Source organism: Tabrizicola soli, from assembly GCF_015999335.1.
Lineage (GTDB): Bacteria > Pseudomonadota > Alphaproteobacteria > Rhodobacterales > Rhodobacteraceae > Tabrizicola > Tabrizicola soli.
Genome location: NZ_JAEACP010000013.1, coordinates 101467 through 117305, shown reverse-complemented (window position 1 = coordinate 117305; position 15839 = coordinate 101467). Strand labels below are relative to the sequence as shown.

At 68.7% G+C, this 15839-nt stretch carries 14 protein-coding genes; 11 read left to right on the top strand and 3 right to left on the bottom strand.

Going from position 1 to position 15839, the window contains the following annotated elements:
• Window positions 1-143: 143 nt before the first annotated feature.
• A complete protein-coding gene (locus tag I7S92_RS13630) occupies window positions 144-2153 on the top strand; it encodes a M3 family metallopeptidase (RefSeq protein WP_197645236.1) in 2010 nt (669 codons plus the stop codon).
• On the opposite strand, the gene I7S92_RS13625 is transcribed toward I7S92_RS13630, so the two are convergent.
• Window positions 2154-3119, bottom strand: coding sequence for a GlxA family transcriptional regulator (locus I7S92_RS13625; RefSeq protein WP_197645235.1), 966 nt, complete (start codon window positions 3117-3119; stop codon window positions 2154-2156).
• Between the two features lie 74 nt (window positions 3120-3193).
• Here I7S92_RS13625 and bcoG point away from each other — a divergent pair, with 74 nt between their 5' ends.
• From bcoG to I7S92_RS13580, 9 genes are all read left to right on the top strand, one after another.
• Window positions 3194-4108: a 3-dehydrocarnitine:acetyl-CoA trimethylamine transferase BcoG gene (gene bcoG / locus I7S92_RS13620; RefSeq protein WP_197645234.1), complete on the top strand. Its 915-nt coding sequence runs from the start codon at window positions 3194-3196 to the stop codon at window positions 4106-4108.
• Complete coding sequence (locus I7S92_RS13615) at window positions 4105-4434, top strand: hypothetical protein (RefSeq protein WP_197645233.1); 330 nt, start codon at window positions 4105-4107, stop codon at window positions 4432-4434. Before bcoG ends, I7S92_RS13615 begins: the two co-directional genes overlap by 4 nt.
• A 10-nt stretch (window positions 4435-4444) precedes the next feature.
• Window positions 4445-5911, top strand: coding sequence for a carnitine 3-dehydrogenase (locus I7S92_RS13610; protein ID WP_197645232.1), 1467 nt, complete (start codon window positions 4445-4447; stop codon window positions 5909-5911).
• Window positions 5912-5915: 4 nt separating this feature from the next.
• Window positions 5916-7079, top strand: coding sequence for an acyl-CoA dehydrogenase family protein (locus I7S92_RS13605; RefSeq protein WP_197645230.1), 1164 nt, complete (start codon window positions 5916-5918; stop codon window positions 7077-7079).
• Entirely contained in the window at window positions 7079-7363 is a 285-nt protein-coding gene (locus I7S92_RS13600) for an Rdx family protein (protein WP_197645228.1), read from the top strand. Before I7S92_RS13605 ends, I7S92_RS13600 begins: the two co-directional genes overlap by 1 nt.
• A gap of 277 nt (window positions 7364-7640) precedes the next feature.
• Window positions 7641-9629: an acetate--CoA ligase family protein gene (locus tag I7S92_RS13595; protein WP_197645226.1), complete on the top strand. Its 1989-nt coding sequence runs from the start codon at window positions 7641-7643 to the stop codon at window positions 9627-9629.
• An 8-nt stretch (window positions 9630-9637) separates the two neighbouring features.
• Window positions 9638-10432 carry a carnitinyl-CoA dehydratase gene (locus tag I7S92_RS13590; protein WP_386003985.1) on the top strand — a complete coding sequence of 265 codons (795 nt, stop codon included), beginning with the start codon at window positions 9638-9640 and terminating at the stop codon, window positions 10430-10432.
• Window positions 10433-10476: 44 nt separating this feature from the next.
• Window positions 10477-10947, top strand: a complete 471-nt coding sequence (locus tag I7S92_RS13585; RefSeq protein ID WP_197645222.1) for an OsmC family protein — start codon at window positions 10477-10479, stop codon at window positions 10945-10947.
• A gap of 155 nt (window positions 10948-11102) precedes the next feature.
• Window positions 11103-12716, top strand: a complete 1614-nt coding sequence (locus I7S92_RS13580; RefSeq protein WP_197645220.1) for a GMC family oxidoreductase — start codon at window positions 11103-11105, stop codon at window positions 12714-12716.
• An 84-nt stretch (window positions 12717-12800) separates the two neighbouring features.
• Here the strand turns inward: I7S92_RS13580 and betC are convergent, their stop codons facing one another.
• On the bottom strand, window positions 12801-14306 hold the full coding sequence (gene betC, locus I7S92_RS13575; protein ID WP_197645218.1) for a choline-sulfatase: 1506 nt from the start codon (window positions 14304-14306) through the stop codon (window positions 12801-12803).
• An 87-nt stretch (window positions 14307-14393) separates the two neighbouring features.
• On the bottom strand, window positions 14394-15140 hold the full coding sequence (locus tag I7S92_RS13570) for a class II aldolase and adducin N-terminal domain-containing protein (protein WP_197645216.1): 747 nt from the start codon (window positions 15138-15140) through the stop codon (window positions 14394-14396).
• A 327-nt stretch (window positions 15141-15467) separates the two neighbouring features.
• Between I7S92_RS13570 and I7S92_RS13565 the strand changes: the two genes are divergently transcribed.
• The gene (locus I7S92_RS13565) at window positions 15468-15836 is read left to right on the top strand and encodes a hypothetical protein (RefSeq protein WP_197645214.1); all 369 of its coding nucleotides are present in this window, start codon (window positions 15468-15470) and stop codon (window positions 15834-15836) included.
• Window positions 15837-15839: the final 3 nt, after the last annotated feature.

The following is a 15839-nucleotide window of genomic DNA, read 5'->3' as shown; positions in this document are numbered from 1 at the left end:
CTTGTCTCGTCGTCGGGGCTTGCGCCCTCCTCCTCGGTGATGGGGGCATCCTGCCCCCAAACCCCCTGGGAGTATTTCGGCCAAGAGGAAGGGTGGACCTTGCGGGGTCGGGGGCCTAGCTTTCGCGGCAAAGGAGAGTTGCGATGAACGTGCTTCTGGAAAAGTGGGATACTCCGTTCGGCCTGCCGCCCTTCGCGCGCATCCGGGACGAGGATTTCGGGCCGGCCTTCGACGAGGCGCTGGCGCGGGCTCGGGCGGCGACCCTGGCGGTTGCCGAGGGGCCGGGGACGTCCTTTGCCGAGGTGATCGAGGCGCTGGAACTGGCGGAGGAGGACCTCGACCGGGTGTCGGGGGTATTCTACAACCTGGCGGGCGCGGACAGCACCGAGGCGCGCGAGGCGCTGATGCGGGAACTGGCGCCGAAGCTGTCGGCGTTCTCGAGCGAGATCATCAACAACAAGGCGCTGTTCGCGAAGATCGACGCCTTGTGGCAGGGGCGCGAGGCGCTGGGCCTCGGCGCCGAGCAGTTGCGGGTGCTGGAGCTGTACCGGCGGATGTTCGTCCGCTCGGGCGCGGCGCTGGAGGGGGCGGCGGCGGAGCGGCTGACGGCGGTGAAGGCGCGGCTGGCGGTGCTGGGGACGCGGTTCGGCCAGAATCTGCTGGCGGATGAGCGGGCCTGGCATATGGAGCTTGCGCCGGCAGACCTGGCCGCGCTGCCGGGTTTCGTGCAGGAGGCGGCGCGGGCGGCGGGGGCGGAGAAGGGGCTGGGGCCGGTGGTGACGCTGAACCGCAGCCTGATCGTGCCGTTCCTGCAGTTCTCGCCGAACCGCGGCTTGCGGGAGAAGGCCTATGAGGCCTGGGTCGCGCGGGGCGCGAATGGGGGCGATACCGACAACCGGGCGATTGCGGCGGAGACCCTGGCGCTGCGGGCCGAGCGGGCGGCGCTGCTGGGCTATGCGGATTTCGCCTCGTTCAAGCTGGAGCCGGAGATGGCGAAGACTCCGGGCGCGGTGCGGGACCTGCTCATGCGGGTCTGGGCGCCGGCGCGGGCCAAGGCGCTGGCGGATGCCGCGGTGCTGGAAGGGATGTTGCGCGCGGACGGGTTCGCGGGGCCGCTGGAGCCCTGGGACTGGCGTTACTACAGCGAGAAGCGGCGCCGCGCCGAGCATGACCTGGATGAGGCGGCGTTGAAGCCCTACCTGGGCCTGGAGGCGATGCTGGGGGCGATGTTCGACTGCGCGAGCCGGCTGTTCGGGCTGGAGTTCCGCGAGATCGAGGGGCCGTTCTATCACCCGGACGTGCGGGGCTGGGAAGTGACGCGCGACGGTCGGCATGTGGCGGTCTTCCTGGGCGACTATTTCGCACGCGGGTCGAAGCGGTCGGGCGCCTGGTGCTCGGCGATGCGGTCGCAGCGCAAGCTGGGCGGCGAGGTGCGGCCGATCGTGGTGAACGTCTGCAACTTCGCCAAGGGGGAGCCCTGCCTTCTGTCCTATGACGATGCGCGGACGCTGTTCCATGAATTCGGCCATGCGCTGCACCAGATGCTGTCGGATGTGACCTATGGGTTCATCTCCGGCACTTCGGTGGCGCGGGACTTCGTGGAACTGCCGAGCCAGCTGTACGAGCACTGGCTGGAGGTGCCCGCGGTGCTGGAGGCGCATGCGAGGCATCATGGGACCGGGGAACCGATGCCAGCGGACATGCTGCGGCGGCTTCTGGACGCCAGCACCTATGACCAGGGCTTTGCCACGGTGGAATTCGTCGCCAGCGCCATGGTGGATCTGGAGTTCCATACCGGCAGCCCCCCGGCCGATCCGATGCAGAAACAGGCCGAGGTGCTGGAAGGCCTGGGGATGCCGCGGGCGATCCGGATGCGGCATGCGACGCCGCATTTCTCGCATGTGTTCAGTGGCGACGGCTATTCCAGCGGCTATTACAGCTACATGTGGTCCGAGGTGATGGACGCCGATGCCTTCGCGGCCTTCGAGGAGACGGGCGATCCGTTCGATCCCGAGACGGCGGCGAGGCTGGAACGGTTCATCCTCTCGGCCGGCGGGTCGGAGGAGGCGGAGGCGCTGTACCTGCAGTTCCGCGGCCGGATGCCGGGGGTCGAGGCGCTTTTGAAAGGCCGGGGGCTGCTGGACGCGGCCTGATCAGGGTCTGCGCAACACGCCGGGCGGCTGGCCGAAGCGGGCCCTGAAGGCGCGCGACAGGGTGGCGGGGCTGGAGAATCCGGTGCGCAGCGCGACCTCGGCCAGGGGATGGCGGGTGTCGGTCAGCATCCGGCGCGCGGCGGCGAGGCGCAGGCCGAGGGCATGGGCGGCCGGGGTGGTGCCGAGCGCCTGGTGGAACAGGGTCTCCAGCCGCCGGGGCGAGAGGCCGACGGCGCGGGCGGTCTCGGCCATGGATTCGGGCGCGTCGATCCGGGCCTCCATCCGGGCCAGCGCGGCGGCGACGCGGGGATCGAGCGCGGGCTCGGGTCGGGGCGGGGCGATCTGCGGCTCGTGCCCGGGACGGGCGCGGGTCAGGAAGCTGTTCGCGACCTGCCGGGCCAGGGCCGCGCCGTGGCGGGCGCGGATCAGGTGCAGCATGAAATCCGCTGCCGGGGCCGCGCCCGAGATCGTCACGCGGTTGCGGTCGATCACGAAGCGGTCGGGCACCACGTCGATATGCGGATGGGCGGCGGCGAGGTCCTCGAGGTCCTCCCAATGCACGGTGGCGCGGTAGCCGTCGAGAAGCCCGGCGCGGGCCAGGACCCAGGGACCGGCGTCGATGCCGCCGACCAGCTGGAAGCGCGGGGCGATGCGGCGCAGGTCGCGGATCAGGGGACGCGTGGCCACCTGGTGCAGCCGGTAGCCCGCGACGACGATCAGCGCCTCGGCCCCGGCGGCATGGGCGAGGGGGCCGGAGGAGGGGAGTTCGATCCCGCAGGTCAGCGGCGCGGGCCTGCCGTCGGGGGTGACGACGCGCCAGCGGTAGGCCTCGGACCCCAGTTGCCGGTTGGCGTTGCGCAGGGGGTCGAGCGCCGAGGCGACCTCGAGGATCGAGGCCTGGGGCAGCACGAAGAGGGCGATGCTCAGCGGCTGGTCCGAAGGCGAGAAGATCGCGTTTTCCGTCATCGGGATTTCGTAAAGTGCAAAGCGGCGGCGCGCAAGGTGGCTAAAGTGGGGGGCAAGCCCAAGGGGAGGATGCCATGCCGCTGACCATGAACCGCGAAGTCTTCATCACCTGCGCCGTCACCGGCTCGGGCGGGACGCAGGACCGCAGCCCGCATGTGCCGCGTTCGCCGAAACAGATCGCAGAGAGCGCCATCGCGGCGGCCAAGGCGGGCGCGGCGGTGGTGCATTGCCATGTCCGCGACCCGGAAACCGGCAAGCCCAGCCGCAAGCTGGAATACTACCGCGAGGTGGCCGAACGCATCCGCGACAGCGACACGGATGTGGTGCTGAACCTGACGGCGGGGATGGGCGGCGACATCTATTTCGAGGGAACCGAGGACATGGGCCGGATCGGCCCGCGTTCGGACATGGCGGGCGCGGCGGAGCGGGTGGCGCATGTGGTCGACTGCCGCCCCGAGATCTGCACGCTGGACTGCGGCACGATGAACTTCAACGAGGCCGATTATGTGATGGTCAACACGCCCGGCATGCTGCGCGACATGGCCAGGCGGATGACGGCGGCGGGCGTCAGGATCGAGATCGAGGCCTTCGACACCGGCCACCTGTGGCTGGCGAAGGAGCTGGTGAAGGAAGGCGTGATCCCGGAACCCGTGCTGGTGCAGCTTTGCATGGGCGTGCCGTGGGGCGCGCCGGACGACCTGAACACCTTCATGGCGATGGTCAACAACGTGCCGCCGGACTGGCACTGGTCGGCCTTCTCGCTGGGGCGTCACCAGATGCCCTATGTCGCGGCGGCGGTGCTGGGCGGCGGCAACGTGCGGGTGGGGCTGGAAGACAACCTCTGGCTCGACAAGGGCGTGCTGGCGACCAATGCGCAGCTGGTGGAACGCGCGGCCACGATCATCGAGAACCTGGGCGCGCGGGTGATCACCCCGGCCGAGGTGCGGGCGCGGCTGAAGCTGGAGAAGCGCGCTCCGGTGGCGAAGTGAGGCTGCGGCCGGTCTGGCTGCTGGCCGTGCTTGCGCTGGCGGCCTGTGTCGGGGAGACCCCCGCCGGGCCGCAGGGCAAGCCTTTGGGCAAGGCGGAGCGGGCGGAATGCCTGATGCAGGGCGGAACGGTCGGGCGCGGCGGGCTGCTGCCGGACGAGGTCTGCTTCCTGCCGCAGCCGGATGCGGGCAAGGCCTGCACGAAGAAGACGGATTGCATCGGCCAGTGTCTGGCGGACGAGGGGACCTGTTCCCCGGTGACGCCGATGTTCGGCTGTTTCGACTACCTGGACGAGACCGGCAAGACGGTCGGCATCTGCATTGACTGAGGGAAAGAGCATGGCGCGCAAGGCGGCAATCATCGGGGGCGGGGTCATCGGCGGCGGCTGGGCCGCGCGGTTCCTTCTCAACGGCTGGGACGTGGGCGTCTTCGATCCCGACCCGCAGGCCGAACGCAAGATCGCCGAGGTGCTGGCCAACGCCCGCGCTGCCCTTCCCGCGCTCAGCGACGTGCCGATGCCGCCGGAAGGGAAACTCACCTTCCACGGCACCATCGGCGAGGCGGTGGAAGGCGCGGAATATGTGCAGGAAAGCGTCTCGGAACGGATCGAGCTGAAGCACAAGGTCTATGCCCAGTTGCAACAATCGAACCCCGGCGTGCTGATCGGTTCCTCCACCAGCGGGTTCAAGGCTTCGGACTTGCAGAAATCCGCGGTCAGCCCGGAAAACATCATCGTGGCGCACCCCTTCAACCCGGTCTACCTGCTGCCCCTGTCCGAGGTCTCCGGCTCCCCCGCAAACCCACCCGCCATCGTCGAAAAGACCGTCCAGATCATGAAGGACATCGGGATGTTCCCGCTGGTGATCCGGCACGAGATCGACGCCTTCCTCGGCAACCGCTTCCTCGAAGCCGTCTGGCGCGAGGCGCTGTGGATGCTCAAGGACGGCATCGCCACGACCGAGGAAATCGACGAGGCGATCCGCATGGGTTTCGGCCTGCGCTGGGGGCAGATGGGCCTGTTCGAGACCTACCGCATCGCGGGCGGCGAGGCCGGGATGAAGCATTTCATGGCCCAGTTTGGCCCGGCGCTGAAATGGCCCTGGTCCAAGTTGATGGACGTGCCCGAATTCAACGACGAACTGGTCGACCTGGTGGCAGGCCAGTCCGACGCCCAGTCCGGCATGTATGGCATCCGCGAGCTGGAACGCATCCGCGACCAGAACCTCGTCGGCTTCCTGCGGGCGCTGAAGGAGCGGAACTGGGGCGCGGGCAAGGTGCTCCGCGAGCATGACGAACGCCGCGCGGCGGCCTTCCATGCGACGCTCGACACCGGCCCGAAGGCCGTGCCGCTGGTCATGGCGCAGATGCAGGTGCTGCCGGGCTGGATCGACTACAACGGCCATATGACCGAAAGCCGCTATCTCTTCGCCTGTTCGGAAACCATCGACAACTTCCTGCGCCTGATCGGGGCGGGGATGGACTATGTGGCGGCGGGGCATTCCTTCTATACCGCCGAGACGCATATCCGCCATCTGGGCGAGGCGAAGCTGGGCGACCGGCTGACCGGGACGATCCAGATCCTCTCCGCCGACGAGAAACGCTTCCGCTCCTTCGTGCGCATCCTGCGCGGCGAGGACTGCGTGGCGACGGTGGAGCAGCTCTGCCTGCATGTCGACATGAAGGTGGGCAAGACGGTGCCGGCGGCGCCCGAGGTCTGGGGCAAGCTGAAGGCCATCGCCGAGGCCCATGCGGGCCTGCCCCTGCCGGAGGGCGCGGGCCGGGCGGTCGGGCAGAAGAAGGAGTAGGGCGATGGATTTCGGACTGACCGAAGAACAGGCGATGATCGTCGAGACGACCCGCGCTTTCGTGGAGACCGTGCTTTACCCGCATGAGCAGATGGTCGAGCGCACCGGCCACCTGCCGCTGGAGCTGATCCGGGAGATCCAGCAGAAGGCGATGGCGGCAGGCCTATACGCCGCCAACATGCCGGTGGAGCTGGGCGGCGCGGGGCTCGATACGCTGTCCTGGCTTCTCTACGAAAAGGAACTGGGCCGGGCGAACTACGCCCTGCACTGGACGACCGTGGCGCGGCCGTCGAACATTCTCCTGGCCGGGAACGCGGACCAGCGCGAGCGCTATCTGATGCCCTGTATTCGCGGGGAAACCTGGGATTGCCTTGCGATGACCGAACCCGGCGCGGGGTCCGACCTGCGGGGGATGAAGGCCTCCGCCCGGCAGGACGGCACCGACTGGGTGCTGAACGGGACCAAGCATTTCATCTCCCACGCCGACCTCGCCGGTTTCGCGATCTGCTTCATGGCGAGCGGCGAGGAACAGACCCCGCGCGGCCCGAAGAAGCTGATCACCGCCTTCTTCGTCGACAAGGGCACCCCCGGCTTCACCGTGCGCGAGGGCTACCGCAACGTCAGCCACCGCGGCTACACCAATTCGGTGCTGGAATTCGACGACTGCCGGGTTCCGGCGGCGAACGTGCTGGGCGAGGTCCACAAGGGCTTCGAGGTGGCGAATTCCTGGCTCGGCGCGACCCGGCTGCAAGTCGCCTCCACCTGTCTCGGCCGGGCCGAACGCGCGCTTGGCCATGCGATCAAGTATGCGGCGGAGCGCAAGCAGTTCGGCCAACAGATCGGCAAGTTCCAGGGCATCAGCTTCAAGCTGGCCGACATGGCGATGGAGCTGAAGGCAGCGGAACTCCTCACCCGCGAGGCGGCCTGGAAATACGACCAGGGCACGGTGACCGAGGCCGACATGTCGATGGCCAAGCTGAAGGCGACCGAGGTCCTGGCGATGGTGGCCGACGAGGCGATCCAGATCCATGGCGGCATGGGGCTGATGGACGAGTTGCCGCTGGAACGCATCTGGCGCGACAGCCGCGTGGAACGGATCTGGGAGGGCACCAGCGAAATCCAGCGCCACATCATCAGCCGCGAACTCCTTCGGGCCGTGGGCGGCTGATGCGCCCCGCCGTCACGATCACCTATTGCACCCAGTGCAACTGGATGCTGCGCGCCGCCTGGCTGGCGCAGGAACTGCTGTCGAGCTTTGGCGAGGACATCGGTTCGGTCACGCTGATACCGGGAACCGGCGGGGTGTTCCTGATCACCGCGGACGGCGTGCAGCTCTGGGAGCGGAAGGCCGACGGCGGCTTCCCCGAGGCGAAGGTCCTGAAACAACGCCTGCGCGACCATGCCTGGCCCGAGCGGGACCTTGGCCACGCGGACCGCAAGCCACCGGAATGAGCCACCTCGGGCCGACCGCCGGGGGTTTCACACCCCCGGACCCCCCGAGGATATTTGAGAACAGAAGAAGCAACGAAATGTTAACTCCGAATCGTCAAGCTGGGATCACGGTACAGGCGGGGACGCCGATGACCGTAACGGGAGAAGGCGCCTCGTCCGGCAGGTCCGGGCGAGGCGTTGCTTCTTCTCTTCCGGCTTTCTTCTGTTCTCAAATATCCTCGGGGGGTCCGGGGGGCGAAGCGCCCCCGGCGGCCGATGCAGCAGCAGGAGGCCGGGCATGAGCCGCCTCGACCGTCTCCTCCGCCCGCGCCACATCGCCGTCCTGGGCGCCGGCTGGGCGCTGAACGTGATCGAGCAATGCCGGAAGATGGGCTTCGACGGCTCGGTCTGGCCGGTGCATCCGACCAAGGCCGAGATCGGGGGGATGAAGGCCTATGCCAGCCTCGCCGACCTGCCCGAGCCGCCGGATGCGACTTTCATCGGCGTGAACCGCTTTGCCACCATCGACGTGGTGGCCGAGCTTGCCGCGATGGGGGCGGGGGGCGCGATATGCTTTGCTTCCGGCTGGGAGGAGGCGGGCGAGGCCGGGTTGCAGGACCAGCTGGTCACGGCAGCGGGGGAGATGCCGATCCTCGGGCCGAACTGCTATGGGGTGATCAATTACCTGGATGGCGCGCTCCTCTGGCCGGACCAGCATGGCGGGGTGCGGGTGGACAAGGGCGTGGCGCTGGTCAGCCAGTCCTCGAACATCGTGATCAACCTCGGGATGCAGCAGCGGGGGCTGCCGGTGGCCTATGTCGCCTGCCTGGGCAATGCCGCGGTGGTGGGCCTGGCCGGGCTGACCGGGGCGCTGCTGGACGATCCGCGGGTGACGGCGGTGGGGCTTTACATCGAGGGGATCGACGATGCCCCGGCCTTCGCCGCCCTGGCCGGGAAGGCGCGGGCGATGGGCAAGGGGATGGTCGCGATCAAGTCGGGGAAGACGGAGCTGTCGCGCACGGCGGCGGCCTCGCATACGGCGTCGCTGGCGGGCGGGGGGGCGGCCTCCAGCGCCTTCCTGCGGCAGGTGGGGGTGGCGGAGGTGAACACTCCGTCCGAACTGGTCGAGACGCTGAAGATCTTCCATGTCCACGGGCCGCAGATCGGGCGGCGGCTCTGTTCGCTCTCCTGTTCGGGGGGCGAGGCGGGGCTGGTGGCGGACCTGGCGGAACCCTTCGGGATCGGGTTCCCGCCGGTGCCGCAGGCGACGCACGATCGCCTCTTCGCCGTGCTGGGCGAGATTCCCACGATCTCCAACCCGCTGGATTACCACACCTTCATCTGGGGCGACGGGCCGAAGACGACCGAGGTGTTCTCGGCCATGCTGGAGGCCTATGACGCGGGGATCTACATCATCGACTCGCCCCGCGCCGACCGCTGCGATCCTTCGGGCTATGATCCGGCCTTCCGGGCGATCGTGGAGGCGCAGAAGGCGGTGGGGCGGCCGGCCTTTCCGGTCGCCTCGATGGCCGAGAACTTCGGCGAGGCGCGGGTCCAGGCGATGATGGCGGAGGGCGTCTGCGCCCTCTTGGGACTGGAGACGGCGCTGGCGGCGCTGAAGGCGGCACAGACCCCGGCGGGCGTGGCGGGCTGGCGGCCGGTTCCGGCGCTGCCCCCGCGCGAGACGCGGATGCTGTCGGAGGCCGAGGGGAAGGCGCTTCTGGCCGGGGCGGGGGTGGCGGTGCCGGGGTCCGTGTCCGGGGCGACGCTGGCGGAGGTCGCCGGGAAGGTGCGCTTTGGCGCACCCTACGCGTTGAAAGGGCTGGGATTCGCGCACAAGACCGAGGCCGGGGCGGTGCGGCTCGGGCTGGCCTCGCTGGAGGGGCAGGCGGAGATGCCGGGGGCCCAGGGCTATCTGGTCGAGGAGATGGTGACGGGCGCGGTGGCCGAGGTGCTCCTGGGCCTGCGCCGCGACCCGGTCTATGGCGTGACGCTGACGCTGGGCATGGGCGGGGTCACGGCCGAGGTGCTGGCCGATACGGTGACGCTGGTGCTGCCGGTGACGGAAGCGGAGGTGCTGGAAGCGGCGAAGGGCCTGCGGCTCTGGCCGCTGCTCGACGGCTATCGGGGGCGGCCGAAGGCGGACATGGGGGCCGTGGCGGCGATGGCGGTCAGGCTGGGCGCGCTGATGCTGGCGGACGAGAGCCTCGAGGAAATCGAGATCAACCCGGTCATGGTGCGGGAAAGCGGCGCCGTGGCGGTTGATGCACTGGTCAGGAGGACATGATGGCCGAGATGGAGATGCGGGTCGAGGGGCCGGTGAAGACCCGGCGCGAGGGGGCGATTCTGGAGGTCACGCTGGACGCGCCCAAGGCGAATGCGATCAGCCTGAAGACCAGCCGGGTGATGGGGCTGGTGTTCCGCGACTTCCGCGACGACGACAGCCTGCGGGTCTGCATCCTGCGCGCGGCGGGCGAGAAGTTCTTCTGCCCCGGCTGGGACTTGAAGGCGGCGGCCGAGGGCGATGCGGTGGACGGCGACTACGGGGTGGGGGGCTTCGGCGGCTTGCAGGAACTGCCGAACCTCAACAAGCCGGTGATCGCGGCGGTGCAGGGCATCTGCTGCGGCGGCGGGCTGGAGCTGGCGTTGTCGGCGGACCTGATCCTGTGTTCGACGAATGCGACCTTTGCCTTGCCAGAGATCCGGTCGGGGACGGTCGCCGATGCCGCCAGCATCAAGCTGCCGAAGCGGATCCCCTATCATGTGGCGATGGACCTGCTGCTGACGGGCCGCTGGTTCGACGCCGAGGAAGCGTTCCGCTGGGGGCTGGTCAAGGAGATCTGCGCGCCGGAGGAACTGCTGGCCAAGGCCTGGGACCTGGCCCGGCTCTTGGAAAGCGGCCCGCCGCTGGTCTATGCCGCGATCAAGGAAGTGGTGCGCGAGGCGGAGAACATGCGCTTCCAGGACGCGCTGAACCGGGTCTCGAAGCGGCTGCTGCCGACGGTGGACCGGCTTTATTCCAGCGAGGATCAGCTGGAGGGCGCGCGGGCCTTTGCGGAAAAGCGGGACCCGGTCTGGAAGGGGAGGTAGGGTGCGCTACAGCGCACCCTGCGAAAGCCGCCAACGAGGCCCCCATGCCCAACCACGACTACACCACCCGCATCCTCTGGACCGGCAACCGGGGCGAGGGGACGGCGCATTACCGGGCCTATGACCGGACCTGGGACATCGCGGTGCCGGGGAAGGCCCCCGTGCATTGCTCGAACGACCCGCTCCTTGGCGGCGATCCGGGAAAGATGAACCCGGAGGACCTGCTCCTCTCGGCGCTCTCGGCCTGCCACATGCTGTGGTATCTGCATTATGCCTCGGATGCGGGGATCGTGGTGACGGGGTATTCCGACAGTCCGCTGGGGGTGGGCGAGGTTGGGCGCGGCGGGGCGGGGCGGTTCGTGAAGGCGGTGCTGCGGCCGCATGTGGTGGTGAAGCCGGGAACGGACCTCGCGGCGGCCGAGGCGATCCACCACCGGATCCACGAGGTCTGCTTCATCGCCCGCTCGGTGAACTTTCCGGTGGACTGCGCGCCGAGTTTCGCGGTCGAAGGGTAAAGGCTCGTCGATGACTTCGTCACTCCTCGCGGCGGGGCGAGGAGGAGACGAAGTCGAACGAGGAGCCATGCCGGGCGCGACATTCGCTGTCGCAAACCGGACGGTTCCGGGGTCTCCCCGCCGCTAGGGTCGCGGACGAAGACGGGGGCGCGCGGATGGACGAGAGCGATTACATCATCGTGGGCGCAGGGTCGGCGGGCTGCGTGCTGGCCGAACGGCTGACCGCCTCGGGCAAGCATCGGGTCGCGCTGCTGGAGGCGGGGGGCACGGACCGGCGGTTCTATGTCCAGCTGCCCTTGGGCTACGGCAAGCTCTTCTACGATCCGGCGGTGAACTGGCTGTACAGGACCGAGCCCGATCCGGGGCTGGCCGGCGCGCGGGACCATTGGCCGCGGGGGAAGATCCTGGGCGGATCCTCAAGCATCAATGCGATGGTCTGGATCCGGGGGCACCGGGCCGATTATGCGGACTGGGGCCGCGAGAACCCCGGCTGGGGCTGGGAGGACTGCCTGGCGGCCTATCGGGCGATGGAGGACAACGAGGCGGGCGGGGATGACTGGCGCGGGACGGGAGGGCCGCTCTTCATCTCGGCCAACCGCTCGGGGTTGCATCCGCTGGTCCGGAGTTACGTCGATGCTTGCGGCCAGGCGGGCCTGGCGGAAAACCCGGATTTCAACGGCGCGGCGCAGGAGGGGGCGGGCGTCTACCAGATGACGATCAGGAACGCGCGGCGCAACTCGGCGGCGCGGGCCTTCCTGCGGCCGGCGATGAAGCGTGCGAACCTCGCGGTGATCACGGGGGCGCTGGCGACGCGGGTCCTGGTCGAGGGCGGCCGGGCGGTCGGGGTGGAGTATCGCCGGGGCGGCGAGACGCGCATCCTGCGGGCGAGGGGCGAGGTGATCCTGGCGGCGGGTGCCGTCAACTCGCCGCAGCTTCTGCAGCTCAGCGGGATCGGGCCGGGGGCCCTGTTGCAGGGGTTGGGGATCCCGGTGGTCCGGGACAATCCGAACGTGGGCGACCATCTGAGCGACCATCAGGGGATCAACTACACCTGGTCGATGACGGTGCCGACCTACAATGACGAACTGCGGCCCTGGTGGGGCAAGCTGCGCGCGGGGTTGCAGTATTTCATCGGCGGCGGGGGACCGCTGGCGAAATCGATCAACCACGGCGGCGGGTTCTTCCGCACGCGGGCCGACCTCGACCGGCCGAACATGCAGCTTTATTTCCAGGCCTTCTCGACGCTGATCCCGCGCGAGGGCGAGCGGCCCCTGCTGACGCCGGACCCCTGGTCGGGGATGTCGATCGGCCTGTCGAACTGCCGCCCGACCAGCCGGGGGCAGATCCGGCTGCGGACGGCGCGGGCAGAGGATCATCCGGCGATCGCTGCCAATGCGTTCTCGACCGACAATGACGTCGAGGAGATGCTGGCGGCGGTGAAGTTCCTGCGCCGCATCGCCGCGCAACCGGCGATGGCGCGGCTGATCAGGGAGGAGCTGCGGCCGGGACCGGAGGTGGTGACGGACGAGGCGCTCATCGCCGATTTCCGGAAGCGGTCGGGGACGGTCTACCATCCGAGCTGCACCTGCCGGATGGGGCGGGATGCCTCGGCTTCCGTGGTAGACGCGGGGCTTCGGGTGCATGGGATGGGCGGGCTGCGGGTGATCGACGCGAGCGCCTTTCCGAACATCATCGCGGGGAACACCAACGCGCCGGCGATGCTGATGGGCTGGAAGGGCGCGGAGGCGGTGTTGCGCGACGCGGTGTGAGCGAGGGTCGCGCGTGGGCAGATTGCCCACCCTACAAGGCGCGCCGGTTTCGTAGGGTGGGCAATCTGCCCACGCGAAACACCGTCATTCCCCCCGCGGAAACCGCTTGCTCTCCTCCAGCACGTTCAGGTCCATGTGGTTGCGCATGTAGCGTTCCGAGGCGGCGCGGAGCGGCTGGTGGTCCCAGGGGAAATAGGCGCCGTTCCTAAGCGCCTCGTAGACCACCCAGCGGCGGGCCTGGCTTTCGCGGACCTGGGCGTCGTAGGCGTCGAGGTCCCAGCGGGCGTTGGCGAGGGCACGGAAATGGGCGAGGATCTGGGCCGCGCGGGGGTCTTCCGCGAGGTTGGTCGTCTCGCCCGGGTCGTTGGCCACGTCGAAGAGCAATTCGGGATCGGCCGGGCAGCGGATGTATTTCCAGGCGCCGTCGCGCAGGGCGACCATCGGGGTGATGGTCCCCTCGGCCGCGTATTCCATCGCGACCGGGCCGCGGCTTGCGCCATGGGCGACGGGGAGGAGGTTCACGCCCTCGGTCCAGGGGGCGACCTCCTCCATCGAGATGCCGGCCAGCGCGGCCAGCGTCGGCGCGAGGTCGATCGAGGAGACCGGGGTTTCCACCAGTCCGGCGGGCATGTCCGGCGCGGCGATCATCAGCGGGACGCGGGCCGAGCCTTCGAAGAAGTTCATCTTGAACCACAGGCCCTTCTCTCCCAGCATCTCGCCATGGTCGGAGACGAAGACGACATCGGCTTCCTGCCGCGTCGCTTCCAACACCGCCAGGATCTCGCCGATCTTGTCGTCGATATAGCTGATGTTGGCGAAATAGGCCCGTCTGGCGCGGCGGATGTGGTCCGGGGTGATCTCCAGCCCCTTCCAGTCGCAGGCGTCCATCAGGCGCCGGGAGTGGGGGTCCATGCCCTCGTAGGCCAGCCCCTCGGGCGGCTCGCATTCCGGCGCGCCCTCGTAGAGGTCCCAGTATCTGCGCCGCGCGACGAAGGGGTCGTGCGGATGGGTGAAGCTGACGGTCAGGCACCAGGGGCGGGGATCCTGCCCGCGCGAGAGGTCGTAGAGCTTTTGCACCGCCTGGAAGGCGACGTCGTCGTCGTATTCGTACTGGTTGGTGATCTCGGCCACGCCCGCCCCGGTAACCGAGCCGAGGTTGTGGTACCACCAGTCGATCCGCTCGCCCGGTTTGCGGTAGTCGGGGGTCCAGCCGAAATCGGCGGGGTAGATGTCGGTGGTCAGGCGCTGTTCAAAGCCGTGCAACTGGTCGGGGCCGACGAAATGCATCTTGCCGGAAAGCGCGGTCTGATAGCCCGCCCGGCGCAGGTGGTGGGCATAGGTCGGGATGTCCGAGGCGAATTCGGCCGCGTTGTCGTAGACGCGGGTGCGGCTGGGCAACTGGCCCGACATGAAGCTGGCCCGCGCCGGGGCGCAGAGCGGCGAGGCGGTGTAGCAATTGGCGAAGCGCGCCGAACGGGAGGCCAGCCGCCGCAGGTTCGGGGCGTGCAGGAAACCGGCCGGGCCGTCGGGGAACAGCGTCCCGTTCAGCTGGTCGACCATGAGGATCAGGAGGTTCGGCTTCTCGGCCATCGGCGCGCCCTTCGCTTGCTTGCGGCCTTCCTGCCCCGCGGCGGGGTTCGGGTCTGGTCCTTCACCGACCCGGGATGCCCATATCCGTCATCCGGCGTAGCCGGGATCCTCGGCGTCCAGGATGGCGCGCAGCTCGCGCAGGTGGGACTCGGCGAAACCGGGGTAGGCCTCCCATTCCTGCGCGGTCTTTTCGGCGATCGCCTCGGGCAGGGTGCGGAGCGGGCGGCCGGTCTGCAGGGCGCGGATATAGGTCTCGGCCGCACGCTCGAAATAGTAGAGGCGGTTGAAGGTCTCGGCCACGGTGCGGCCGATCACCAGGACGCCGTGGTTGCCCATCACCATGGTGGTGATCTTGGGATCGGCCAGAAGCTGGGCACAGCGTGCGCCTTCTTCCTCGAAGGCCATGCCGCCGTAATGGTCGTCGACCACATGGCGGTTGTGGAACATGGCGGTGTTCTGGTCGATGGCCGGCAGGCGCGAGTCGGCGAGGCTGGCCAGGACCGTGGCATGGATCGAGTGGATATGCATGACGCAGGCGGCATGCGGGCAGGCGCGGTGGATGCTGCCATGCAGGCCCCAGGCGGTGGGATCGGGCGCATCGGGGCGCGACATGGTGGCAGGGTCGTTGGCGTCGATCTCGACCAGCGAGGAGGCGGTGATCCGGCTGAAGTGCCGTCCGTTCGGGTTGATCAGGAAGCGCGTGCCCTCGGGGTTGACCGCCAGCGAGAAATGATTGGCCACCGCCTCGTGCAGGTTCAGCCGCGCCGTCCAGCGGAAGGCGGCGGCAAGGTCCTGGCGCAGGTCCCAATGGGCAAGGTTCGCATGCTGGTTCATCGCGATCATCTCCTGGTGATTCGCACCCAGTTTGGCCCATCGAGGGCTGCATTCCGAGATGGAATAGGTTAACAGGAGAGGATGAGCCGTTAACAACTCCCGGAAACCGAATTCGTGCAACCGTGACGGGGACGTCCCCGCTGGCCCGGCAACCTGTGCTGGAATGTGGCGCTGTATCTGATTTTTACCTGTAAGTTTCCTTGTTTACGGCAAATGCTGGCTGCAATGCCAGATTACGCAGGCCCAGGGTAATGGAGGTGCGCGGTGCAGACGTTTCCGGGGATCGAAGGACAAGGGGCCTTTCCACAGGCCGCAGGGGCTCGGGTCATGCTGCTGACCGACCGGCCCGAGGGAGAGAGCGCGCAGCGTCTGGCAAGCTATGGCAGCCTGGTCGAGATCGAGGGCGAGTTGGACCTTGCCCTTGCGGCGGTCGTGGACGACCCGCTGGGCTTTGATCTTTTCGTGATGGATTGCGACGCCTTCGGCGGGATGGCCGGCGCCCACCGCGCGGTTTCGGCGCTGGTGGCGGCCGAGGCGCGGATGAGGGTGATGCTGGTCAGCCGGGATTTCGACGTGCCGGCCTATCCGATGGGGCGGCGGACGGCGGTCTGTCTGCCGGATCCGGTGTCCGAGGCGGGCTTTCGCCGTGGCTACGACCACGTCCTGCGCGATCGCGTGGCGATGACGCTGATGTAGAAG